A 23,827-nucleotide genomic window follows, 5' to 3' on the forward strand; every position below is an offset into this window, starting at 1 on the left:
CCTCCTTATTTATAAGTCATTAAAGCTTGGCCTTCACTTACACTCTCACCAGCATTTACTAAAAGTTCTGCGATTTCTCCATCTTTACTTGCACTAACTTCAATCTCCATTTTCATAGCTTCAAGTACAGCTACAACTTGCCCTGCTTTTACACTATCATTTTCTTTGACTAAAATTTTAAATACATTTGCATTCATACTTGCAACGATAGCATTATCACCCGTTTGGACTTTTTTAGCTTCTGTGTTGTTACTACTTGCTTTTACAGCACTTTTAACATTAACATCTCTATCAAAACCTGCACTTACTTCTACATGGTATTTGTTACCATTAACTGAAACAGTAAATTGATTTTCATTAACAAGACTTGGTTTTAATTTGCTATTTTTTCTAACATTAACCTTAGCTTCACCTTTTAAGAAAGCTATACCTTTTTCTTTACAAGCTGCAACGATAAAAATATTTTCTTCACTTGTTTCTAAATTTTCTTTTTCCAATAAGTTTTTAATATAAGCTATGCTTTTACTCTCATCTGCATCAGCAATATCTGTGGCTAATTTTGTAGTTGGTTCTAATTTTAATTGCTCGCTTGCAAGCTTAATTACTTCAGGATCTGGAGCAACAGGAGTTTTTCCAAAATATCCCAAAACCATCTTACCATATCCATCTGCTATTTTTTTCCAAGGACCAAACATTACATTATTAAAAGCTTGTTGAAAATAAAACTGCGATACAGGAGTAACCGAAGTACCATAGCCACCTTTTTCTACCACTTCTTGCATGGCTTTTATAACTTGAGGAAATTTATCTAAAATATTATTATCTCTCATCATTTGTGTATTAGCAGTTAATGCCCCACCTGGCATAGGTGAAAAAGGTATTAAAGGATTTACCGCTGTTGCTTCAGGTGGTAGAAAATAATCTTTTAAGCAATCTTTTAACACTTCTTCATATTTTAAAATTTTCTCTTCATCCAGACCAAGATCAAAATTACTTCCCTTTAGAGCATGAAGCATGGTTAAAATATCAGGTTGAGAAGTACCACCACTAACAGGAGCAGCAGCTAAATCTACACCATCAACACCTGCTTCTAAAGCTGCTAAATAGCATGCTATACTCACCCCTGCAGTTTCATGCGTATGTAATCTTATATGCATATTTTCAGGCAAGTTTTTTCTAGCCATTTTAATAACTTCATAAATTTTATTTGGATTTGAAGTTCCACTTGCGTCTTTAAAACAAATACTATCAAAAGGAATTTGTGCTTGTAGGATTTCTTTTAAAATTCTTTCATAAAAAGGTACATCATGCGCACCTTTACATTTTGGAGGTAAATCCATTAAAGTAATAGTAATTTCATGTTTTAAACCATGTTTAACTATGCATTCTCCACTAAATTTCAAATTATTTACATCATTTAATGCATCAAAATTTCTTATGGTAGTTGTACCATGTTTTGCAAACATTTTTGCATGTAAATCAATAATTTCTTTACTACCTGTATCAAGTGCTACAGTATTAACCCCTCTTGCAAGGGTTTGTAAATTTGCTTCTTTTCCAACGATGGCTCTAAATTTATCCATCATTTCAAAGGCATTTTCATTTAAATAAAAAAATAAGCTTTGAAACCTAGCTCCACCGCCAAATTCAAAATGCTTAATATCTGCTTCTTTAGCTGCTTCTAGGGCAGGAAAAAAGTCATTCATCAAAACTCTAGCACCATAAACAGATTGAAAACCGTCTCTAAATGTGGTATCCATCACATCAATTAATTTTTTAGCCATAATTTTTCCTTATTTTTGCATCTTTGCAATTATAACCTTATTTCTTAAAAAATAAATTTATAAAATTTGATTTAACATAATGATAATAATCGCAACAGGCGCAACAAATCTGAGTAAAAAATACCATATTTCAAAAATACTTTTACTCATAAATTTAGAAAACAAATTATACATTTTCATTTTATCTACAAAAAATCCTACAAAAATAGCACTAGCAATAGCTCCAAGTGGGAGCATAAAATTAGAAGTTAATTTATCCAAAATATCAAAAAAACTAAAACCAAAAAAACTAAAACTAGCCCCATAACTAGCACTAAAAGATAAAATACAACTCATCCCTAAAAGAAAAACCACAAAACCTATAAAAACCAAAGCTTTTTTTCTTGAAATTTTATATTCATTCACAAGATAAAAAGTAAAAGGTTCTATCATAGAAACTGCTGAAGTAATCCCTGCAAAAAACAAAGCCAAGAAAAAATAAAAGGCTAAAAAATGCCCAAAGATAGCACCTAAGTTGGAAAATAAAGTCGTTAAAGATATAAATACAAGTCCAGCACCTTCTGCGGGATTGGCATTAAATTTAAATATAAAAGTAAATACAATAAGCCCCATCATTAAGCCAATGCTGATATTTAAAAGCACAATTATGGCTGAACTTGTGATTAAATTTGTATCATCTTTTAATGAAGCTGCGTAAGTAGTAATACAACCTATACCTAAACATAAGGTAAAAAAAGCAAGGCCTAAAGCTGTTAAAACCGAGTTTAGATTAAGTTTAGTAAAGTCAGGATAAAACAAATAAACAAAAGCTTCTTTAAAACCATCTTGAAAAAAGCAATACACTAGCATTAATACAAGCATGATAAATAAACTTGGCATGATCCAAACATTCAGTTTTTCTATACCACTTTTAACCCCTCTTGAGACAACAAACAAGGTAAGAAAAAAAGCAATTAAAAAATACAAACTACTTTCCAAAATACTATTTTGTATTAAATTTCCAAACAAAGCTCCTGCCTCTTGGGTATTACTAGGCAAATAATAAATCGAAGTTATCATGTATTTTAAAACCCAACCCATAATAACAAGATAAAAAGATAATACAAAAATTCCACCAAGCATAAAAAATCCAGCAAATTTCCATTTTTGAGCATACTTGGTTGCTAAACTTTTATAAGCATTTACAGGATCACTTTGACTTAATCTTCCCATAGCAATTTCAGCTAAAAATACACAAAATCCCACACTAATAGTCAAAAGCAAATACAAAAGCACAAAAGCAAAACCACCATTTTGCCCTACTAAGGTTGGAAATTTCCAAGCATTTCCAAGCCCTATAGCACCACCTGCAACGGCTAATACAAAGCCTATTTTAGAAAATTTATCATTCATTTTAATGCCTTAGAAAAAAAGCTGTCTGGCCATGATTAAAATCACTGCTAATGGAGAAATATATCTTAAAAAGATATACCAAATTTCAAAATACACCCCGCGCATAAAGGGATGAAATAAAATTTGCAAAGCCTCTTTTTTAAGCACAAAACCCACAAAAAACGCTGTAATTAAAGCAGAAATTGGCATTAATAAATTTTGTATGAAAAAATCTAAAATATCAAAAAAACTTTTTCCAAAGAAATTTAAACTTGGCGCACTTACATGATAAAAAGAAAGTATAGATAAGCTTCCAAGAAAATAAACAATCACACCTACAAAAACCAAAGCTTTTTTTCTTGAAATTTGATAACGATTTATAAGATAAAAAGTAAAAGGTTCTATCATGGAAATAGCTGAAGTAATCCCTGCAAAAAATAAAGCTATAAAAAAGGCTATGGCTAAAACATTTCCTAAAAATCCTAATTTTGCAAAAAGTGTTGTTAATGATATAAATATAAGCCCTGGACCTTGTTGGGTAGGATCAGCCCCAAATTCAAATATAAAAGTAAATACAATAAGCCCCATCATTAAGCCAATGATAGTATTAATGATGATAATATTTAAAGCACTACTTATAAAATTTGTTTTATCAGGCAAGCTTGCTGCGTAAGTTAAAATCACACAAACACCCAAAGACATACTAAAAAATGCAAGCCCTAGTGCATCTAATATAGAATTAACACTTAATTTTGAAAAATCAGGTACAAACAAAAACTCACTTGCTTTAGAAAAACCATCCATGCTAAAAGAATACCCGAGCATTAAAATAAGTAGTATAAATAAGCTTGGCATCATCCAAACATTGAGTTTTTCTATACCACTTTTAACACCTTTTGATACTACATAAAAAATAACTATAAATACAAAAGTAAAACATATAAATTGAGATAAAACATCATTAGAAAGTAAATTTCCAAAAATAGCGCCTGCTTCATTTGTATCTTTAGGTAGTTCAAAAAATCCAAAATAAGCATATTTTGCTATCCAACCTATCACAACACTATAAAAAGACACTAAAATAATAGCACCAAGCATAAAAAATCCCGCTAGAGACCATGCCTTTTTATTTTTTGGTGCTAAAGTATAATAAGCATTTACAGGGTCTTTTTCACTAAGTTTTCCTATGCTAAGTTCTGCTAAAAATATCACAAAAGCCACACCTAAGGTTAAAAGCAAATACACCACTACAAAAGCTGAACCGCCATTGTTACCCACTAAAGTTGGAAATTTCCAAGCATTTCCAAGCCCAACGGCTGAACCTGCCACTGCTAATACAAAACCTATTTTAGAAAATTTTTCATTCATCTTTTAACCTTAAAAAAATAATTGTTTTATCATGATTAAAATCACCGCCAAAGGTGAAATATATCTTACAAAAAAATACCAGCACTCAAAGTATTTACCCCTCATATAAGGATAAAATAAAGTTTGCAAAGCTTCTTTTTTAAGTACAAAGCCTACAAAGATTGCACCAAATAACCCGCCCAAAGGCATCATTAAATTTGAAGCTATAAAATCTAATATATCAAAAAAACTTTTTCCAAAAAATTCCAAAGAATCTTTACTCCACTCAATTCCTGATAAAATACACAAACTTCCCAAAAAATACACAATGAAAGCTATAAAAATCAAAGCTTTTTTTCTTGTAAAATTATAAGAATTAATTAAATAAAAGGTTAAAGGTTCTATCATGGAAACTGCCGAAGTAATCCCTGCAAAAAATAAAGCTATAAAAAAGGCTATGGCTAAAATATTTCCCAAAGGTAAAAAGCCAATTGGATCAATATTTGAAAACAAACTCATTAAAGATACAAAAATCAAACCTGGACCTTGCTGAGCTGGATTGCCATTAAATTCAAATATGAAAGTAAATACAATAAGTCCCATCATAATACCAATGATAATATTAATAATAATAATATTAATAGTACTTGTAATAAAATTTGTTTTATCAGGCAAACTTGCAGAATAAGTTATAATCGAACCCACTCCAATAGATAAAGAAAAGCAAGCAAGTCCTAAAGCACTCAAAAACGCCCCTACACCAAGCTTAGAAAAATCAGGAGAAAACAAAAATTCACTCGCCTTAGAAAAACCATCCATACTAAAAGAATACCCAAGCATTAAAATAAGTAGTATAAATAAACTTGGCATCATCCAAACATTAAGTTTTTCTATACCACTTTTAACACCTTTTGATACTACATAAAAAATAACTATAAATACAAAAGTAAAACATATAAATTGAGATAAAACATCATTAGAAAGTAAATTTCCAAAAATAGCACCACTTTCTTCTATGCTTTTTGGTAAAGGAAAAAATCCAAAATAAGCATACTTCACAATCCATCCTATAATCACACTATAAAAAGAAACAATCAAAATAGCGCCTATTAAAGAAAAACCGACTATAGACCAAGCTCTTTTGTGTTTTGGTGCTAAAGTATAATAAGCATTTACAGGATCTTTTTCACTAAGTTTTCCTATACTAAGTTCTGCTAAAAATATCACAAAACCTACACCCAAAGTCAAAAATAAATACAAAAGTACAAAGGCTGAGCCTCCATTTTGCCCTACTAAAGTTGGAAATTTCCAAGCATTTCCAAGCCCAACGGCTGAACCTGCCACTGCTAATACAAAGCCTATTTTAGAAAATTTATCATTCATAAAAATAACCTTAAATTTTATAAACACATAAAAAACATTTAATGTAGCTAAAAAAAACTTTAATTTATTTTAAAATATGCTTATTAATTTAAATTTCAATAATTTTAAAGCTATATTAATATATAATTTCGCTTTTATAAATCACGAGTAGGGATACGCAAGCCGAAAGGATTTAAATTTTATATCGAGGGAATACTATGAAAAAAATCGTATTTTTAATGCTAGCTTTAAGTGGTTTTGCATTCGCTGCTGAAGGCTCTATGAATCAATGGTTAGCTTCTTTTTCTATCTTAGCAGCAGGTTTAGGACTTGGTGTTGCAGCTTTAGGTGGTGCTATTGGTATGGGTAATACTGCGGCAGCAACTATAGCAGGTACTGCTAGAAACCCTGGTCTTGGTGGTAAATTAATGACTACTATGTTTATTGCTTTAGCGATGATTGAAGCTCAAGTTATCTATGCACTTGTTATTGCTCTTATCGCTCTTTATGCTAATCCATTCCAAGCATTAGTAGCAGCTTAATCACAAAAGCCCTTTTAGGGCTTTATGCGGTTATGGTGGAACTGGTAGACACGCCATCTTGAGGGGGTGGTGCGCTCAGCGTGTGCGAGTTCAAATCTCGCTAACCGCACCATTTAAGGAATTTTAAAAAATGGTTTTTTATCTCTTAATTAGCGCAATAGCTTTTTTAATTCTTTTTTTTGCTATTAAAAAATATACACTAAAATTAGATGAGCAAGCCTTACTTGAACCCATTAAAAATGATATCTATCCTGAATTTTGTGATCTTATTAACGAAGAAATAAGAAATATCAAAAACAATCTTTTACAAAACACTTTTACACTTCAAAATGAAAATAATAAAGATGAATTTTTGGAAAATTTAAGCGATATGAGCAGAAAGCTTAACCATATTCAAACTATGAATTTAAGTAAAAAAAGCAATGCTTTGTGGGAAGAAGCTCTTTTTGACTTTTTAAAAGAGCTCGAAAAGCTTAATGAACAATACTTAAAGAATAGTGATGAGATTAATGATTCAATCAGAACTTCTTTGCAAGAAAAATTTTCTAATTTAACAAAAAACTAACACAAACAAATTATTTATTTCAAAAAACACTTTATAATTTTAAGCTATTTTTATAAAGGAAATTCATGTTTGTCAATAAGAAAAAAATCAATGAGCAAATTATTCAATTAGAACAATCTAATCAAGCTTTTCAAGATATACTTAATGCTATTAGCAAAACTATGGCGATGATAGAATTTCAAACAGATGGGACCATCATTAGCGCTAATGAAAATTTTCTAAAAACTATGAATTACTCTCTAGATGAAATTAAAGGAAAACACCATAGTATGTTTTGCTTACCTGAAGTAGTAAAGTCTCAACGCTATGTTGATTTTTGGAGAGATTTAAAAGGTGGTAAATCAAGAAATGGTCTTTTTAGACGCATCGCAAAAGGTGGAAAAGACATTTATCTTGAAGCTAATTATCTTCCTATTTTAGATCAAAATAACAAAGTATATAAGGTTATTAAATTCGCCAATGACATTACTCAAAGGCACTATGAAATGCTTGATTTAAAAAACACCATAGATGCAGCTAATCGTTCTATGGCTATTATTGAATTTAATCCTTATGGAGAGATTTTAAATGCTAATGAAAACTTCACTCAAACTATGGGTTATTCATTAAGTGAAATCAAAGGAAAGCACCATAGTATGTTTTGCGAAGAAAAGTTTAGAAACTCAAAAGAATATACAATTTTTTGGGAAGAATTAAGAAGTGGTAAATTCCAATCAGGAAAATTTATACGCTTTGGTAAAAACAATAAACTAATCCACCTAGAAGCAAGCTATAATCCTATCAAAAATGATGATGGAGAAATTTATAAAGTTATTAAATTTGCAACAGATATTACCGAGCAAGTTGTAAGAGATGAGGAAAAACTAAAACTCATTAGCGAGCTAGCAGAACAAAATGATAATTTAACTCAAGAAGGCGATAGTGTTATAGAAAATACGGTTCAAAATATTCAAAATATTGCCGAGATGATGAATAATAGTAGTAATTTAGTTTCATCATTAAATGAACAATCAGAAGAAATCAAAAATATCATTCAAACTATTAGTGATATAGCAGATCAAACCAATCTTTTAGCGCTAAATGCTGCCATAGAAGCAGCGCGTGCTGGAGAACATGGACGTGGTTTTGCCGTGGTTGCTGATGAAGTTAGAAATCTAGCTGAAAGAACTGGACATTCAGTAAATGAAATTACTACTACCATTAATTCTATTAGAAATGTAACAGCTGAAGTGGTACAAAGTATTAAAGATGGTTTAAGTGGTGTAAATCAAAGTGTGGATTTAGCCAAAGAAGCTAGAGAATGTATGGAAAAAATTAGAAATAGCTCAGCTCAAGTAGCACAAGCTATGCAAAATAAATAAGAGTTTTTAGCTTAAAAGCTAAAAACTTTTCCTGCTATAAAGCTTTTTTCTACCTTACCTTGCAAGGTATCATTTGCATATAAACCCTCCCCTTTAAAAGAAAGATTTTCTTCAAATACAACTAAATCAGCATCAAAACCAAGTTCTATTTTACCTTTGTTTAATCCTAAAAATTGCGCTTGATTATAACTTGTAAAATCACATAATTCTTTCCAAGTTAAAATACCTTCTTTTACTAAATATGTAAAACATAAACTCATATACATAGCTATGGCATTAATTCCAAAGTCTGCTTCATCAAAAGCTAAATCTTTTTTAGTGCTAGGAGTATGCAAAGAGCTTAAGAAAGTAATTTTTTTATCTTGAAGTAATTTTTTAAGACCTATTAATTCATTTTTTGCTCTTAGTGGAGGTAAAATTTTTGCTTGAGTATTGAAATTTTCACAAGCGTTTTCATCTTTGATTAAATGATGGATTGAAATTTCACTATATTGATCATGTAGTAATTCAAATGATCTTGTAATTGCTAAAGAGTTAAAACAAGCTTTGTTTTTATAAAACTCCACTAATTCTTTCATTTTTGCTACTTCACTAGTTTCAGCTATATCACTAATTCCTATTAGTCCTAATTCAAAACTTGTTTGTCCATCATTCATCACTCCATGATCATCAAAACTCTCATCAAAACACTTTAAAAACACAGGAGTTGATTTCATATTAGCATATTGCATACACTGTCTTAAATAATTTGCACCTAAAGTACTTGAAAGTTCCAAGCCTTTTGCGCCCATATCAATTAAGGTGGCGATATTTTTTAATTTTTCTGTTTTATCTAATACATTAATAGTAGGTAAAACATTAATATCTAAAGATTTTAATTTATCAAAATAAAGTGCATAGCCTTGAGTGTTAGCTTCTAAACTATCTTTTAAAACAATAGTCCCTACCCCGCCTTTTAAGCATGCTTTTTCAAGATCATATAATTTATCTATACTAAATTCATTATCAAGTAAACTAACATTTAAATCAATAAACGAAGGAAGCAAAGTTTTGCCTTTTATATCAACAATACACTCATCATTATTTAAATCATTGGCAATTTGAGTGATTTTTCCATCTTCTATTTTAAGATCAAGTACTTGTTCACCATAAATTTTTGCATTTTTGATAATCATGATATTTCCTCCTTTGATGACATCAAATCTTTCAAAGATTCCCAAGCATTTTTACCCTCTAGCATTAAAACCACTTCATTGACAATCGGGGTATAAATTTGAAATTGCTTTGATAAGGCATGTATGGCATAAGCAGTTTGCACTCCTTCGGCTACCTCTCCAAGCTCCATTAAAATATCTTTTATATTTTTGCCACTAGCCAAACTCAAACCTACTCTATAATTTCTTGATAGATTGCTTGAAGCTGTTAAAAATAAATCTCCAGCCCCACTAAGTCCTAAAAATGTTTCTTCTTTAGCACTAAAAAACTGCCCAAAACGGTGCATTTCTACTAAACCTCTTGAGACTAAAGAAGCTCTTGCATTATTGCCTAAATTTAAGCCATCACAAACTCCGCTTGCAATTGCTAAAACATTCTTATAAGCACCACAAATTTCAGCACCTTTAACATCAGAACTTGTATAGGTTTTAATATAGTTTGGAAAAAAACTCGCAAATTGATTACAGAGTTCTTGATTTTTACCACTAATAACCAAAGCACAAGGTTTTTTTTCTAGCACTTCGCTTGCAAAAGAAGGTCCACTTAAAAAACAAAGTCTATCACTACTTATAAACTCACCAAATACCTCATCCATAAATTTTAAACTTTTGCAATCAATGCCCTTAGAAGCTACAAGAATTTTTTGATTTAAATCTTTAAAATTATTTGCAAGCCATTCATGTATTCCTTGAGCATATAAAGCAAAAACCAAATATTCATACCCTAAAGCTTCTTTGGTGCTAACAAAATAAGAAAGATCTTTTTCGTGAAAAGAAGTTATCACGCATTCATTTTTAACACTCAATGCATCATATAAAGCACTTCCCCATTTTCCTGCACCAATAACTGCTATTTTCATATTTAACCAAGTTTTGCTTTTAAAATTTCATTTACCTTAGCAGGATTAAACGCACCCTTGCCTGCTTTCATTGCTTGACCAACAAAGAAACCAAAAAGTTTATCTTTACCACTTTTATATTCAGCTACTTTATCTTCATTGTTTGCTAAAATTTCATCAACAATCTTTTCAATAGCACCATCATCGCTTACTTGTTTTAAACCAAGTTTTTCAATAGCATTATCAATTTCAACTTCTGTATTTTCAAACACATAAGCTAAAATATCCTTACCTGCTTTAGCACTAATAACACCTTCTTCTATACGTTTGATTAAAACAGCTAATTTTTCTTGTTTTATAGGTGAGTTTTCTATAGTTAATTCACCTTTTAAAAGTCCCATTAACTCGGTCGTAAGCCAAGTAACACAAAGTTTTGGATTTAATTTTTGATCAATTAAATACTCAAAATATCTACAAAGCTCTAATGAAGAAACAATCACTTCACTATCGCTTTCTTTAATACCTAACTCACTAACAAATCTAGCTTTTTTCTCATCAGGAAGTTCAGGTATATCTTGACTTAGCATTTCATCATCTAAAATTACAGGTAAAAGATCAGGATCAGGAAAATATCTATATTCAGCAGAATCTTCCTTGCCTCTCATACTTCTAGTAACTAAATTAACCGTATCAAATAATCTTGTTTCTTGCACAACTTCTTGATCGTATTTTCCATCTTCCCAAGCTTCACTTTGGCGTTTTACTTCATACTCAATCGCCTTTTGGATAAAACGGAATGAATTTAAATTTTTAATCTCCACTCTAGTATAAAGCTTATCATCACCCTTTGGACGAATACTAACATTAGCATCACATCTAAAACTACCTTCTTGCATATTTGCATCTGAAATATCTAAAAATCTTATAATAGAATGAAGCTTTTTCAAATAAGCCACTGCTTCATCAGAACTTCTAAGTTCAGGCTCGCTAACGATTTCAAGCAAAGGTGTACCTGCTCTATTTAAATCTACTTTTGAAAAATTACTTTCATGTATATTTTTCCCCGCATCTTCTTCTAAATGAGCTCTAGTAATACCTATGCGTTTATTTTCTCCATTTACATTAATAAACAACTCGCCATTTTCTACTATAGGAATGTCAAATTGCGAAATTTGATAAGCCTTTGGTAAATCAGGATAAAAATAATTTTTTCTATTAAAAATACTTTTTTTATTTATAGTTGCATTAACTGCTTTTCCAAACGCTATAGCTTTTTTCACTGCTTCTTGATTTAATACAGGCAAAGCACCTGGTAAAGCTAAACATGTTGGGCATACATTAGTATTTGATTTTTCTCCAAAAGAAGTTGCACATGAACAAAAGATTTTTGTTTTGGTATTTAATTGTGCATGAACTTCAAGTCCTATAACAACTTCAAACATTAAAATTTTCCTTAGAATTTTTTGTTTATTCTAGCGTTTTTTATTTCAAAAAGAGTTTAAAAAAAGAATAAAAGAGGAATAATAAAAAAGAAAAAAGCAAAAAATATTTTTTGCTTTTTAAAAATTAATGATGTTCATCAACTACAGTTGCACCCGCTAAATAAACATAAGTTAAAATCATAAAAATAAAAGATTGCAAAAATGCCATAAAAGTTAAAAGCATATAAGCAGGCAATGGCGCAACCCAAGGCACAAGAGCTAAAATAACTGCTAAGAATAAATCATCTCCTTTGATATTACCAAATAAACGGAAAGATAAAGAAATAACTCTTGAAAAATGAGAAACCACTTCTATAGGAAACATTAAAGGTGCTAGAATTTTAACAGGTCCCATAAAATGTGCAAAATACTTAAAAAATCCTTGAGTTCTAATGCCTTCAAAATGATAATACACAAATACTATAATAGCTAAAGAAGCACTAAAATTTAAACTAGCACTTGGAGCTTCAAAACCTGGGATAATTCCTATAATATTACTAAAAAACACCATAAAACCTATAGTTGCAACCAAAGGTAAATATTTTCTAGCAGCTTCATCACTACCCATGGTATCTCTACCCATGCTTAAAATGCCTTCCATATAAGCCTCAGCTAAATTCTGACTACCTCTTGGGACAATTTGCATGGATCTTGTAGCAAGTTTTGCTAAAATTAAAGAAATCACAACCACTATACCCAAATGAAAAAAGTATGCAAAAGTGTGACTAGAATCTATAAAAGAACTAAATAAAAATAAATCTTTCATTAAAAATCCTTAGCAGAATAAATATTTCAAAGCTAATATTATAAAAAAAAATTGCTTATATTTTAATGAAAATTCATTTTATTAGCGCAAAAATATCCTCCTAAAATCGCACCTGTAAAACCACCGCCAGGAAATATAAAAGCATTAGCAAAATATAAATTTTCTATACTTTTACTTTTATAATACAATCTATATTTAACCCCTTCTTGATCTTGAGAAAATCCATAAATTGCACCCTCATAAGCTTTAGTATATCTTTGTATAGTTTTTGGGGTAGCTAATTCTTGATGGATTAAGTGTGAGCTTAAATTTGGAAATATCTCATCTAGTCTTTGCACTATAGCTTTTAATACTTCTTCTTTTTTAGCTTTATAATCTTGTTTATTTAAATCCCATTCATTATAATTTGAACTAAAAGCTACAACACCTATGTATCTATCGCTAGCTAAACCACTATCAATTTTAGAATAATTTACAAAAGCCATAGGTCTTTTTTTGATATCTAATTTTAAAATATTAGTATTTTCATATGAACTATTTAAAAAATCATCTTCAAATATAAAATTGCAATAATCCATATTTTCATAAATTTTAGAAATATCTTTATCATAAATAAAATAAGCACTTACCAAAGAACAAGCACGCTTTTTAGACTCTATTGCTTTGATTTCTTGGGTTAAATTTAAATCTTTAAGCAAGTCTTTATATACGATTAAAGGATCACAATTTGCAATGATATTTTGCGCATAGATGGTGTGTTTTTGATTATTTTGAATGTATTCTACTCCATAAGCTTTTTGATCTTTTGTGAGTATTTTAACAACTTCAGCCTTAGCTAAAACCTGTCCTTGATTTTCTTTGATAACCTCAGCCAAAGCATCACTTAAAGCTTGCGAGCCACCTTTAATATACACCCCACCATCATAATAATGCTTTTGAGCAATGCCATGAAAACTAAAAATAAATTCTTTACTATCATGATGATAATAACTCATATTTGCATTTAAAATCTTTTTTAACTTATCGTCTTTTATATAAGCATTTAAAACATCATAAACTTTTTTATTAAACAATCTATTTTTGATAAATATCCAAGAAGTGCTAAATGGAAATAACAATAATTCACTTAATTTTAAATCCCAAGGAAACCTTCGAATAGCATAAGCTTGCGTTTTTATAGCTTTAAAATATTTATCAATGCCTTTGCATTCTTGTGGAAATTCTTTTTTCAAAACCTCTTTTACTTTTTCTATGCCATGAGGTAAAGTTAGATTATAATTTTTACTTTTAATACTCCATGCACTTGGTAAAGGTAAAATTTCAATTTTATTTTTTATACCAAGTTTTTCAAAAACCAAATGCTTCATGTCAGTTTTTGCTTCACCTAGGTCCATTTCATGAAGCCCCGCATCAATCAAAGCACCTTTTCTTTTAAAACAAGTAGCACAACCACCGATTAAAGAATGCTGTTCTAAAACTAAAACTTTTTTACCATTTCTAGCTAAAAAAGCACCCGCACTTAAGCCTCCAAGTCCTGAGCCTATAACAATCACATCAAATTTTACATCCATTCTAAAACCTCACGTAATTCTTTGGCTACAAAACATTTTAAACCAAGTTCTTCCATAGGTTTAACCGGCACTATGGCATTTTTAAATTTTTGCATTTTAGCTTCTTTTAAACGCACATCAAGCGAAAATACTTCTTTAATCTCACCATTTAAGCTAAGCTCACCCACAAAAACACTATCTTTACTCAAGGGGCGGTTTTTAAAACTTGAAATAATCGCTGCAACCACCGCTAAATCTGCCGCAGTTTCACTAATTTTCACCCCACCACTTACATTAATAAACACATCATAATGTCCCAAAGGAATTTCAAGCTTTCTCTCAAGTAAAGCTATGAGCATATCTAAACGATTTTTTTCATAGCCTGTTGCACTGCGTTTTGGGTAAGCACTCTCACAAACTAAGGCTTGAATTTCTAACACCAAAGCTCTGCTTCCTTCCATCACTACACTCAAAGCGCTACCACTTACTGCCTTGCCACGCGTAAAAAATCTATTAGCTATATCTTTAGCACTAATTAAACCCTTAGAAGTCATTTCAAAAATACCAACTTCAGAAATATTTCCAAAACGATTTTTAAAACCTCTTAAAATTCTTATTTCTTTATTAGCATCACCTTCAAAATAAAGCACTACATCTACCATATGCTCTAAAATTCTAGGTCCAGCTATAGCCCCATCTTTAGTGATATGTCCTATGATAAAAGTGCTAATATTATTGGCTTTAGAATAGCGCATTAACTCAAAAGTAATTTCTCTAACTTGAGTGATACTACCTGCTGCTGAAGTAATTTTATTAGAATATAAAGTTTGAATAGAATCAATAATTAAAATTTCATAATCTTTTTTAGAAAGCTCGCTTAAAATATCTTCCAAGCAAAGTTCAGTAAGTAAAAATAAATTTTCACAATTTGCATTCAAACGATCTGCACGCAGTTTGATTTGAGATTTACTCTCCTCTCCACTTACATAAAGTACTTTTTTGCCACTTTTTGCCAAATTTGAAGCAATTTTTAATAAAAGTGTGGATTTTCCAACTCCGGGTGAACCCCCAATTAGCACCAAAGAACCCACAACAAGCCCACCACCTAAAACTAAATCAAGCTCATTATCATCAGTGCTAATACGTGTAAAATTTTCTGCTACAACATCATTTATACATACTGCAGAATTTGGAGTGTTTGAGGGTGAATTTAACTCTTTTAAAACTTTAATTTGTTCTTGCTTTAGCTCAACAAAACTATCCCAAGAACCACATTCAGGGCATTTTCCTAGCCATTTACTTTGCTGATTTCCACAAGCTTGGCATTCAAATAAAATATGTTTTTTAGCCATAAATTACGCAAAAATCTCTTCAACTAAAGTTTTAACATATTCATTAGGATTAAACTCATGAATTTGTCCTAGTTGCTCCCCTACTCCTACATATAAAATAGGAAGTTCAAGCTCTCTTGCTATGCTAAACAAAGCCCCACCTTTAGCAGTTCCATCAAGTTTTGTAATAATCACTCCATCTAGTTTTACTAAATCATTAAAAGCTTTTGCTTGCAAAATTCCTGCCACACCTTGAGTGCCATCAAGCACAAGGATTTTTCTATGAGGAGCTCCTTGCATAGCTTTATCACTTATGCGAACGATTTTTTCAAGCTCATTAGCAAGATTTTTTTGATTTTGCAAGCGTCCTGCCGTATCTAAAATAACCCTATCATAGTTTTTTGCCAAAGCTTTAGAAATAGCATCATAAGCGACTGCTGAAGGATCGTGTCCTTGTGAAGTAGCTATGATATCTATATCTAATTTTTGCGCCCATAACTTTAACTGCTCTATGGCTCCTGCTCTAAAAGTATCACAAGCTCCAAGTATAACTTTTTCGCCATTTTCTTTATGTAAATGCGCCATTTTAGCAATACTTGTAGTCTTGCCTACCCCATTTACACCTAAAATCAAATCCACAAAAGGCTTGGCATTAGCAAGTTCTGGTTTATCATAAATAAAATAAGTCCCCATAACACGCTCTAAATCAGCCTTTTTAACCTCATCATTTGGAGGAAGATAGTAAATAATCTCTTCAACTATCTCATATGCCACATCAGCTTCTAAAAGCATTTCTTCAAGTAAATCTTTGGTAATGATTTTATTTGAAGCTTTAACTAAATGAATACTTTCTAAGGTTTTTTTCAAACCATTTTTTAAAAATCCAAACATTACATTATCGCTTTTTGTATATCTATATCTAACATTTCTTCGGGGATTATCCCTAAATACTCTTTAATCTTTTCGCCTTTTGCATTAAACAACACCATCGTTGGAATAGAATTGACATTTAAAACCTTGGAAAAAACAAAATTATTCCCTCCTATAGCCGCTGAAAATTTCATTTTTTCATCTTCTATAAAAGTTAATATTTCTTGCTCTTTATTTTCTTCTAAAAAAAGCGCTATTACTTCAAATTTGTCTTGGTATTTTTTATTTAGATTATTTAAATGTGGAATTTGAACCTTACAAGGTGCACACCAACTTGTAAAAAAAACAAACAACTTAGCTTTAGTCGTATCATCAAAACTGAAAGCTTGTTCATGATATTTCACATACATTTTTCTACCATCTAAAAATTTCAAAGTAAAATCAGTATTTTCACTTTGAGTCAAACTTGCATTGTCTGTATTTTCAGTGCTAGAATTTTCTTTATCACTCGAACATGAAGCAAAAAATACCGCGATAAAAATTACTAAAAAAATTTTAAATTTCAATTCTTATCCTTATGATTTTTTAAGCTTAAAAGTATAACATAAAAAGTTAAAAACTTTAAGGAAAGCCTTGATAAAAAACAATTTTAGAATAAAACAAAAATCCAAAATGCATTTAAAATTAAAATATCAATATAAAAGAGATTTTTTAGTTTTTCAAGAAATAATGAAAATTCTAAATTTATGCAAAAATTGCAAAAATATCCTTATATATATCCCTTTAAAATATGAAATTAATCTTTATAAATTCAGACATTTTTTAACAAAAAAATATCAAATTTTCGTCCCATTTATGCAAGATAAAAGTTTAAAGGTAGTAAAATTAAGATTAGCTCTTGAAAAAAAGAGCTTTGGGGTATATGAACCAAAAGATTCTTTTTTGCAAACTCGCATTGATGTTGCGATTATCCCTGTAATAGGTGTAGATGCAAAATTAGGAAGAATCGGTCATGGTCAAGGTTTTTACGATAGGTTTTTTGAAAGCATTTCTTATAAAAAACCTTTGGTTATTTTTACGCAAATGATAGATGCAAAATCTGATCAATTTTTTAGCCAAGATCATGATATAAAAGGAAATTTTTATATAAACCCTTATAAAAAATATTTTAGGAAAGTTAAAAACAATGATAGAAATATTAGTCGCATTAATAGCCGTTTTTATAGGCGGAGGGATTGGGTATATAGTCGCCAAAAAGATTAATGATGCAAATTTCAATATCTTTTTAGAGCAAGCAAAAGCAAAAGCAAAAGCCATTGAATATGAAGCTGAGCTAACACTTAAAGATGCTAAAAATTCAGTTGCTGAAGCTGAATTTGCGGCAAAGAAAAAATTTGATGAAAAAATTCAAAAACTACAAAAAGAGCATTCTATTAAACTAGAAGAGCTTAACAAAAAAGAACAAAATCTTCATTATCAAGAAAAACTTCATGAGGAAAACAAAAATAAATTAGCAAAAGAACAACAAGTTATAAAAGCTTTACATGAAGAAAATGAAAATTTAAAACAAAACTATGAAACAAAACTCGATGAGGTGCTAAAAATACTTGAACATTCAGCTGGTCTTACACAAGAAGAAGCAAAAAACATTGTCTTACAAAAAGTAGAAGAAAACTCAAGGGCTGAAATTGCTCATATTGTTAGAAAATACGAAGAAGAAGCTAGAAATGAAGCTAAAAGAAAGGCTAATTTTATCTTGGCACAAGCTACTTCAAGATTTGCAGGAGAATTTGCTGCTGAAAGATTAATCAATGTGGTAAATATCAAAAATGATGAGCTAAAAGGTCGTATTATAGGTAAAGAAGGAAGAAATGTTAAAACCTTAGAAATGGTTTTGGGTGTTGATATTATCATCGATGATACACCTGGAGCAATCATAGTAAGTTGTTTTAATCTTTATAGACGCGCCATTGCTACAAAGGTGATTGAACTTTTAGTTGAAGATGGCAGAATTCAACCTGCAAAAATAGAAGAAATTCATGAAAAAGTTTGTAAAGAATTTGAAGATAATATCTTAGAAGAAGGTCAAACCATAGTAATGGATTTGGGACTTAATAACATCCATCCTGAAATTGTTAAATTAATAGGAAAATTAAGATATAGAGCAAGTTATGGTCAAAATGCTCTAGCACATTCTTTAGAAGTAGCACATTTAGCTGGAATCATAGCAGCTGAGTGTGGTGGGGATGAAAAATTAGCAAGAAGAGCTGGGATTTTACACGATATAGGCAAGGCTTTAACACATGAATTTGAAGGTTCTCATGTAGACTTAGGAGCTGAGCTTTGCAAAAGATACAAAGAACATCCTGTTGTGATTAATGCAATTTATGCTCACCATGGACATGAAGAGGCTACAAGTATAGAATCAGCTGCAGTTTGTACAGCAGATACACTAAGCGCTGCGCGTCCTGGTGCAAGGCGTGAGGTGCTTGAGGCCTTCTTGAAACGAGTTAGCGAACTTGAAGATATAGCAAAAAGTAAAGAAGGGGTTAAAAAAGCTTATGCTATTAATGCTGGTAGGGAGATTAGAGTTATTGTCAATGCAAAATTAGTTAATGATGATGAATCTGTGCTTTTAGCTAAAGAAATAGCTGAAGAAATTCAAGAAAAAGTTCAATACCCTGGTGAAATAAAAGTCAATGTCATCAGAGAGCTTAGAGCTATTGATTTTGCAAGATAAGGTTTTTCATGCAAGAAATGATAGATAATCTAAGCACTTATGGCTATTTGATTTTATTTTTTTATTCTTTTGGTGGAGGTATGGTTGCTATACTTGCTGCAGGAGTGCTTTGTGCAAGTTCTACTAAACTTGATTTGCATTTGTGTATATTTTTAGCCTTTTTAGCTAATACCATAGGCTCAACTTTATTATTTATCTTGGGAAAATACTATAAAAAAGACATAATGCCTTATTTTAAAAATCATAGAAGAAAAATTGCTCTTGCTATGATGAAAATCAAAAAATACGGCGATTTGCTTTTAGTGGTGCAAAAATTTATCTATGGAGTAAAAACTATCATTCCTATAGCAGCAGGTCTTTGCAAATTTAGCTTTGTAAGATTTTTCATCATCAACACCTTAGCTAGTTTGATTTGGGCTGTTGTTTTAGGTTATGCTGGTTTTATTTTTGGAAATACCCTAAAAGAAGCTTTTGAAGCATTTACCAACTACCCTTACATAGCTCCTGCTTTTATAATCACTTTAATTTTTATTATATGGTTATATTTATCACTCTTTTCTAAGAAAAAATGAGTTTAAAATTCTCTATAAAAGAAACTTATAGAGAATTTTTTATTTTATTATTATGTTTTTTAGCAATTTTTAGTTTAAATCTCATCTATGAGTATAAAAAATATCAAAATTTTAAACTTACTAAGCATTTATTACTTAAAGATAACATCGTTTTATCTTCTTATGAAAAAACTAATAAAAAAGGTAAAAAATATCAAGTTTTAAAACTCAAAAATTCTGATTTTATTTTTTATACCACTAGCTTTAAAGATCTAAATTTAAGTAAAAATGATGTGATAAATCTTAGAATTATCACTAAAAATATTAACTTCAAAGATTATCTTAGTAAAAGTTTTTATGCGCCAAGTTATGATTTTAACAAAACCAAAACACAAAAAGAAAATACTTTAATAAGGTATTTTTTAAATCAACATCAAAATGAAAAAATCAAAGAATTTTACGGGGCTTTATTTTTTGCTAAAAATATTTCAAATGAGCTTAGAACTGATGTAAATTTTTACAATATCGCGCATTTAATCGCTATTAGTGGGTATCATTTGGGCTTGTTATTTAGCTTTTGCTTTTTGATTTTTGCTCCTTTATACGCTTTTTTTCACAAACGATATTTTCCTTATAGAAGTTTAAAGCTTGATATTAGCATTTTTGCTTTCTTGCTTTTAATTTTTTATATATTTTTAATAGACTTTAGCCCTTCTTATACAAGAGCTTTATTAATGAGCTTTTTTGCTTTTTATTTATTTAGTAAAAATATTAAAATACTCAGTTTTAAATTTTTATTTTTAAGTATAGTATTTTGTATTAGCATTTTTCCAAAACTTCTTTTTAGCGTTGGGTTTTTATTTTCTATTTTGGGAGTTTTTTATATTTATTTATATCTTTATCATTTTAAAGATCAATTTTCAAATTTTACTCATGTTTTTTTGCTAAATATCTGGGTCTTTTTAGCAATGATTATTCCTGTATTATACTTTTTTCCTCTACTTAGCTTTCAGCAATTTTTAGCTATACCTTTAAGCTTAGCCTTTGTGATATTTTATCCTTTGGTTTTAATCTTGCATATTTTTTCTTATGGAAATTTATTAGATTTATATTTAATGCATTTTTTTGAGTTTAAAATGCATGCAATTAATCTATCAATACCTTTTGTGTTTTATTGTATTTATTTAATTTTATCTTTAATCGCTATATTTAATAAATACTTAGCTCTTTTTATAATTTCTCTTGGGCTTATTCCCTTTATTTTCTTGATTTAAAAGCAAATAAGCCTTTAAGCCCAAAAGATAAATAATCCAAGAAATATAAATCCACAAAAAGAAAAATAATATTACAGAAAAAGAACCATATACATTTAAATAAGTTTTATTATATACAGCATAATACACAAAAATCATCTTAGAAATATACCAAATCACAGAAGCGCCAAAAGAACTAATAAGTAAGGTTTTTAAATCACCTTTTTTGCTTACTGAACTTGAATAAGATACAAAAAATAAAGCCCATATAATCACATAAGGTAAAATCTCAAAAAAATTTAAAGCAATATTAAAATCATCTAAGGTTTTTTGTATAAAACCTGAAATATAAAAACTCACTCCAAGCCCAAGTGGAGTTAATGTTGCCAAAGTCCAATAAGAACTTATACTATGCCAAAGACTTTTAGAGTCTTCTTCCAAAAGCTTATTAATAACATAATCATAACCTGAAAAAAAAGCCAAAGAAGTCAAAGCCATAGCTAAAAGCCCTATAAGTCCTAAATTTACACTGTTTTTTAAAAATGTATTGATGTATTGTATGATTAATTCTTGTTGAGTTGGGATTAAAAAAGTAAAAATTAAATTTTTAATTCTTTCTTGATACATTTCAAAACTTGGAATTTGGGTAAAAACCCAAAAACACAAAAACAAAAGTGGTATTAAAGATAAGATAGTATAAAAGCTCAAAGCCGCAGCATAATTTAAAATTTCTTTATCTCTTAAAGCTAAAAGAATTTTAAATAAGTTTTTAAAACTCATCAAAGTCCCATTTTGAAAGGATTGAGTATATTATTTGGATCAAATGCCTTTTTGATATTTCTCATTAAGTCCATTTCAGCTTCACTAAAAGCAAGCTTCATAAAAGGAGCTTTTGAAATGCCTATACCATGCTCTCCACTTAAAGTCCCACCCAAAGAAACTGTAAGCTTAAACACCTCTTCCACGGCTTCATAACCTTTTTTAACCAACTCAGGATTATTTTTGTCACTTACCATCACATTAGTATGCACATTGCCATCGCCAGTATGACCAAAACAAGGAATTTTAAAACCATATTTTTTAGAAATTTCAGCTATGCCTTTTAAAAGCTCAGGTAGTTTTGAACGTGGCACTGTAATATCTTCATTAAGCTTTAAATTTCCATACATTGCTATGCTTTGAGAGCAATTTCTTCTAGCAAACCAAATATTAGCTGCTTCTTGCTCATCTTTTGCTATTTTAAACTCTCTTACGCCAGATTCATAAAAACTCTCTTGCAAGATTTTTAAATCTGCTTCCAAAGCCTCTTCTACATTACCATCTACATCAGCAATTAAAATTGCACCCGCATCCATAGGTAAGCCTTTTTGGAATTTTTGCTCTAATGCTTGTATGCTTAGTTGATCTAAAAATTCCATAGATACAGGAGTTACACCTTTGGCTAAAGTTTTATAAACTGCATTCATTGCTTCATCAATACTGTTAAAAATCCCCATAGCTGTCTTTTTAAACTTTGGCAAAGCAACTAGTTTTAATGTAATCTCACTAAGCACAGCCAAAGATCCCTCACTTGCTATTAAAATTCCAGCTAGATTATAACCTGCTACATCTTTTATGGTTCTTTTACCTGCTCTAATGATTTCTCCATTAGGTAAAACTGCTCTTAAAGCCATTACATAATCTTTAGTTATGCCATACTTAGCAGCCCTCATACCCCCTGCATTTTCGCTTACATTTCCCCCTAAAGAAGAATACTCCATACTAGCAGGATCAGGTGGATAAAATAAGCCATATTCTTTTGCTTTTTCTTGTAAAGCCATATTTATCACACCAGGTTGTACCACTGCGACTAAATTTTCAAGATCAATTTCTAAAATTTTATTCATATGTTTTTCAAAGCTTAGCACCACTCCACCATTAACAGCCAAGCTTCCACCGGTAAATCCGCTACCTGAGCCCCTAGGAATGATGATGATTTTATTTTCATTGCAATATTTTAGAATTTGACTAATATCATTTTCATCTCTTGGAAAAAGCACTCCATCAGGTAAATAATGCTTTTTAGTAGCATCATAACTATACGCTCTTTTATGGATAGGATCAAAATGAGCATTTTCAACCCCTAAAAGATCTTGAAAGAATTTTTGATGAATTTCTTGCATTATTTTTCTCTAGTTAAGCTAATTAGTTTTTCATAATATACATAATAATTTCCAATAGCCTCATCATTTAAGCTAAAAATATCACTTTTATAACCTGTAATTCTTGAATAAAATGGAATTTGCAAACTTTGAGCTTGCGGTATGGTAAATTCTTCAATCTTACCAAAGTCTTGACAATCAACTATCTCAGCTTTATTTTCTAAAGCTACTACTAAAAGCCCTACAGCATTTTTTGAACAAAAAGATCTAAAATCTGATCTTCTTGGAGTTTGGCGGTATTCTTGTATCATATGCGCACCAAATAAATCAGGATGTAAAAAATAAATTCCATTTAATTTTTGTGCTATAAAATGATACACACTTTTATCAGGAGCTATAATCAAAGCTCTATCGTATAAATAATTTAAAACTATTTTATCGCCTACTTGTGGCAATACATTTGGCAAAGGCATAGCATCTTGAGCTAGCATATCAAAAACTTTAAATTGTAATTTGACTAAGCCATTTTCACGCCCTATCACACTAGCTCTTGCAATAATGGATTTTTGTGTATCAATTTCATGCACAACTATACCACTTGAGTGCAATAAAATTCTAGGATCATCTTTTATATAACCATAAATATCATCTACTTTTTCAAGTTTTGTTTGTATTAAATCAAAATTTTTAGCTTGTAAAAATGCTAAAAAACAACAAAGCAATAAGATAATTCTTGACAATTTATACTCCTTAAAAAGT

At 30.1% G+C, this 23,827-nt stretch carries 21 protein-coding genes, 1 tRNA gene and 2 pseudogenes; 9 read left to right on the top strand and 15 right to left on the bottom strand.

Annotated elements, in window-relative coordinates; translation table 11 throughout:
* Positions 1-5 precede the first annotated feature (5 nt).
* Genes L8T90_RS02775 through L8T90_RS02790 form a run of 4 tightly spaced genes read right to left on the bottom strand, consistent with a single transcriptional unit; the run spans position 6 to position 5,885 of the window.
* Entirely contained in the window at positions 6-1,784 is a 1,779-nt protein-coding gene (locus L8T90_RS02775; protein ID WP_263736653.1) for a biotin/lipoyl-containing protein, read from the bottom strand.
* 57 nt (positions 1,785-1,841) lie between these two features.
* Complete coding sequence (locus L8T90_RS02780) at positions 1,842-3,176, bottom strand: sodium-dependent transporter (RefSeq protein ID WP_263663469.1); 1,335 nt, start codon at positions 3,174-3,176, stop codon at positions 1,842-1,844.
* A 9-nt stretch (positions 3,177-3,185) separates the two neighbouring features.
* A complete protein-coding gene (locus L8T90_RS02785; protein ID WP_263736654.1) occupies positions 3,186-4,523 on the bottom strand; it encodes a sodium-dependent transporter in 1,338 nt (445 codons plus the stop codon).
* 9 nt (positions 4,524-4,532) lie between these two features.
* Entirely contained in the window at positions 4,533-5,885 is a 1,353-nt protein-coding gene (locus tag L8T90_RS02790) for a sodium-dependent transporter (protein ID WP_263682350.1), read from the bottom strand.
* Between the two features lie 197 nt (positions 5,886-6,082).
* Here L8T90_RS02790 and L8T90_RS02795 point away from each other — a divergent pair, with 197 nt between their 5' ends.
* The 5 genes and pseudogenes from L8T90_RS02795 to L8T90_RS07925 form a co-directional block, all read left to right on the top strand.
* Positions 6,083-6,406 (top strand): F0F1 ATP synthase subunit C, encoded by a 324-nt coding sequence (locus L8T90_RS02795; protein WP_012661906.1) that lies wholly within the window; start codon positions 6,083-6,085, stop codon positions 6,404-6,406.
* 26 nt (positions 6,407-6,432) lie between these two features.
* Positions 6,433-6,518: transfer RNA gene (locus L8T90_RS02800), tRNA-Leu, on the top strand.
* An 18-nt stretch (positions 6,519-6,536) separates the two neighbouring features.
* Positions 6,537-6,971, top strand: a complete 435-nt coding sequence (locus L8T90_RS02805; protein ID WP_263663465.1) for a hypothetical protein — start codon at positions 6,537-6,539, stop codon at positions 6,969-6,971.
* 167 nt (positions 6,972-7,138) lie between these two features.
* A pseudogene (locus L8T90_RS07920) lies at positions 7,139-7,804 on the top strand (PAS domain-containing protein); the annotation flags it as partial.
* A gap of 102 nt (positions 7,805-7,906) precedes the next feature.
* Positions 7,907-8,332, top strand: a pseudogene (locus L8T90_RS07925) (methyl-accepting chemotaxis protein); the annotation flags it as partial.
* 11 nt (positions 8,333-8,343) lie between these two features.
* Here L8T90_RS07925 and L8T90_RS02815 read toward each other — a convergent pair.
* From L8T90_RS02815 to L8T90_RS02850, 8 genes are all read right to left on the bottom strand, one after another.
* Positions 8,344-9,507 carry a metal-dependent hydrolase gene (locus L8T90_RS02815; RefSeq protein ID WP_263736655.1) on the bottom strand — a complete coding sequence of 388 codons (1,164 nt, stop codon included), beginning with the start codon at positions 9,505-9,507 and terminating at the stop codon, positions 8,344-8,346.
* On the bottom strand, positions 9,504-10,406 hold the full coding sequence (locus L8T90_RS02820; protein WP_263724944.1) for an NAD(P)H-dependent glycerol-3-phosphate dehydrogenase: 903 nt from the start codon (positions 10,404-10,406) through the stop codon (positions 9,504-9,506). The genes L8T90_RS02815 and L8T90_RS02820 overlap by 4 nt, the downstream gene beginning before the upstream one ends.
* A gap of 2 nt (positions 10,407-10,408) precedes the next feature.
* Positions 10,409-11,827, bottom strand: coding sequence for an Asp-tRNA(Asn)/Glu-tRNA(Gln) amidotransferase subunit GatB (gene gatB, locus L8T90_RS02825; protein ID WP_263663461.1), 1,419 nt, complete (start codon positions 11,825-11,827; stop codon positions 10,409-10,411).
* Positions 11,828-11,951: 124 nt separating this feature from the next.
* Positions 11,952-12,632, bottom strand: coding sequence for a F0F1 ATP synthase subunit A (locus L8T90_RS02830; protein ID WP_039668715.1), 681 nt, complete (start codon positions 12,630-12,632; stop codon positions 11,952-11,954).
* Between the two features lie 62 nt (positions 12,633-12,694).
* A complete protein-coding gene (locus tag L8T90_RS02835) occupies positions 12,695-14,203 on the bottom strand; it encodes a phytoene desaturase family protein (RefSeq protein WP_263736656.1) in 1,509 nt (502 codons plus the stop codon).
* Positions 14,194-15,534 (bottom strand): DNA repair protein RadA, encoded by a 1,341-nt coding sequence (radA, locus tag L8T90_RS02840; protein WP_263736657.1) that lies wholly within the window; start codon positions 15,532-15,534, stop codon positions 14,194-14,196. Before radA ends, L8T90_RS02835 begins: the two co-directional genes overlap by 10 nt.
* A gap of 3 nt (positions 15,535-15,537) precedes the next feature.
* On the bottom strand, positions 15,538-16,404 hold the full coding sequence (gene ftsY, locus L8T90_RS02845; RefSeq protein WP_220517071.1) for a signal recognition particle-docking protein FtsY: 867 nt from the start codon (positions 16,402-16,404) through the stop codon (positions 15,538-15,540).
* Positions 16,404-16,949: a TlpA family protein disulfide reductase gene (locus tag L8T90_RS02850; protein WP_263736658.1), complete on the bottom strand. Its 546-nt coding sequence runs from the start codon at positions 16,947-16,949 to the stop codon at positions 16,404-16,406. Before L8T90_RS02850 ends, ftsY begins: the two co-directional genes overlap by 1 nt.
* A 67-nt stretch (positions 16,950-17,016) precedes the next feature.
* On the opposite strand from L8T90_RS02850, the gene L8T90_RS02855 reads away from it, so the two are divergent.
* Genes L8T90_RS02855 through L8T90_RS02870 form a run of 4 tightly spaced genes read left to right on the top strand, consistent with a single transcriptional unit; the run spans position 17,017 to position 20,948 of the window.
* Positions 17,017-17,646 (top strand): 5-formyltetrahydrofolate cyclo-ligase, encoded by a 630-nt coding sequence (locus tag L8T90_RS02855; protein ID WP_263675219.1) that lies wholly within the window; start codon positions 17,017-17,019, stop codon positions 17,644-17,646.
* Positions 17,570-19,123, top strand: coding sequence for a ribonuclease Y (gene rny / locus L8T90_RS02860; protein WP_263736659.1), 1,554 nt, complete (start codon positions 17,570-17,572; stop codon positions 19,121-19,123). The genes L8T90_RS02855 and rny overlap by 77 nt, the downstream gene beginning before the upstream one ends.
* An 8-nt stretch (positions 19,124-19,131) precedes the next feature.
* Positions 19,132-19,695, top strand: coding sequence for a DedA family protein (locus tag L8T90_RS02865; protein ID WP_263736660.1), 564 nt, complete (start codon positions 19,132-19,134; stop codon positions 19,693-19,695).
* Entirely contained in the window at positions 19,692-20,948 is a 1,257-nt protein-coding gene (locus tag L8T90_RS02870) for a ComEC/Rec2 family competence protein (protein WP_263736661.1), read from the top strand. The genes L8T90_RS02865 and L8T90_RS02870 overlap by 4 nt, the downstream gene beginning before the upstream one ends.
* On the opposite strand, the gene L8T90_RS02875 is transcribed toward L8T90_RS02870, so the two are convergent.
* Genes L8T90_RS02875 through L8T90_RS02885 form a run of 3 tightly spaced genes read right to left on the bottom strand, consistent with a single transcriptional unit; the run spans position 20,895 to position 23,799 of the window.
* On the bottom strand, positions 20,895-21,707 hold the full coding sequence (locus L8T90_RS02875) for a YihY/virulence factor BrkB family protein (RefSeq protein ID WP_087685400.1): 813 nt from the start codon (positions 21,705-21,707) through the stop codon (positions 20,895-20,897). The genes L8T90_RS02870 and L8T90_RS02875 overlap by 54 nt on opposite strands.
* On the bottom strand, positions 21,707-23,089 hold the full coding sequence (locus tag L8T90_RS02880) for an FAD-linked oxidase C-terminal domain-containing protein (RefSeq protein ID WP_263736662.1): 1,383 nt from the start codon (positions 23,087-23,089) through the stop codon (positions 21,707-21,709). Before L8T90_RS02880 ends, L8T90_RS02875 begins: the two co-directional genes overlap by 1 nt.
* Positions 23,089-23,799 carry a plasminogen-binding N-terminal domain-containing protein gene (locus L8T90_RS02885; RefSeq protein ID WP_412174996.1) on the bottom strand — a complete coding sequence of 237 codons (711 nt, stop codon included), beginning with the start codon at positions 23,797-23,799 and terminating at the stop codon, positions 23,089-23,091. Before L8T90_RS02885 ends, L8T90_RS02880 begins: the two co-directional genes overlap by 1 nt.
* Between the last annotated feature and the right edge of the window lie 28 nt (positions 23,800-23,827).

It is taken from the genome of Campylobacter sp. RKI_CA19_01121 (assembly GCF_025771295.1).
In the GTDB taxonomy this organism is placed as follows: domain Bacteria; phylum Campylobacterota; class Campylobacteria; order Campylobacterales; family Campylobacteraceae; genus Campylobacter_D.

Excerpts from the sequence above, each read along its gene's own strand:
- L8T90_RS02835 (WP_263736656.1), bottom strand. The coding sequence starts at position 14,203 with ATGGATGTAAAATTTGATGTGATTGTTATAGGCTCAGGACTTGGAGGC.
- L8T90_RS02795 (WP_012661906.1), top strand. The coding sequence starts at position 6,083 with ATGAAAAAAATCGTATTTTTAATGCTAGCTTTAAGTGGTTTTGCATTC.
- ftsY (WP_220517071.1), bottom strand. The coding sequence starts at position 16,404 with ATGTTTGGATTTTTAAAAAATGGTTTGAAAAAAACCTTAGAAAGTATT.
- L8T90_RS02865 (WP_263736660.1), top strand. The coding sequence starts at position 19,132 with ATGCAAGAAATGATAGATAATCTAAGCACTTATGGCTATTTGATTTTA.
- rny (WP_263736659.1), top strand. The coding sequence starts at position 17,570 with ATGATAGAAATATTAGTCGCATTAATAGCCGTTTTTATAGGCGGAGGG.
- L8T90_RS02775 (WP_263736653.1), bottom strand. The coding sequence starts at position 1,784 with ATGGCTAAAAAATTAATTGATGTGATGGATACCACATTTAGAGACGGT.
- L8T90_RS02870 (WP_263736661.1), top strand. The coding sequence starts at position 19,692 with ATGAGTTTAAAATTCTCTATAAAAGAAACTTATAGAGAATTTTTTATT.
- radA (WP_263736657.1), bottom strand. The coding sequence starts at position 15,534 with ATGGCTAAAAAACATATTTTATTTGAATGCCAAGCTTGTGGAAATCAG.
- L8T90_RS02830 (WP_039668715.1), bottom strand. The coding sequence starts at position 12,632 with ATGAAAGATTTATTTTTATTTAGTTCTTTTATAGATTCTAGTCACACT.
- L8T90_RS02815 (WP_263736655.1), bottom strand. The coding sequence starts at position 9,507 with ATGATTATCAAAAATGCAAAAATTTATGGTGAACAAGTACTTGATCTT.
- L8T90_RS02805 (WP_263663465.1), top strand. The coding sequence starts at position 6,537 with ATGGTTTTTTATCTCTTAATTAGCGCAATAGCTTTTTTAATTCTTTTT.
- L8T90_RS02790 (WP_263682350.1), bottom strand. The coding sequence starts at position 5,885 with ATGAATGATAAATTTTCTAAAATAGGCTTTGTATTAGCAGTGGCAGGT.
- L8T90_RS02785 (WP_263736654.1), bottom strand. The coding sequence starts at position 4,523 with ATGAATGAAAAATTTTCTAAAATAGGTTTTGTATTAGCAGTGGCAGGT.
- L8T90_RS02875 (WP_087685400.1), bottom strand. The coding sequence starts at position 21,707 with ATGAGTTTTAAAAACTTATTTAAAATTCTTTTAGCTTTAAGAGATAAA.
- L8T90_RS02880 (WP_263736662.1), bottom strand. The coding sequence starts at position 23,089 with ATGCAAGAAATTCATCAAAAATTCTTTCAAGATCTTTTAGGGGTTGAA.
- gatB (WP_263663461.1), bottom strand. The coding sequence starts at position 11,827 with ATGTTTGAAGTTGTTATAGGACTTGAAGTTCATGCACAATTAAATACC.
- L8T90_RS02820 (WP_263724944.1), bottom strand. The coding sequence starts at position 10,406 with ATGAAAATAGCAGTTATTGGTGCAGGAAAATGGGGAAGTGCTTTATAT.
- L8T90_RS02780 (WP_263663469.1), bottom strand. The coding sequence starts at position 3,176 with ATGAATGATAAATTTTCTAAAATAGGCTTTGTATTAGCCGTTGCAGGT.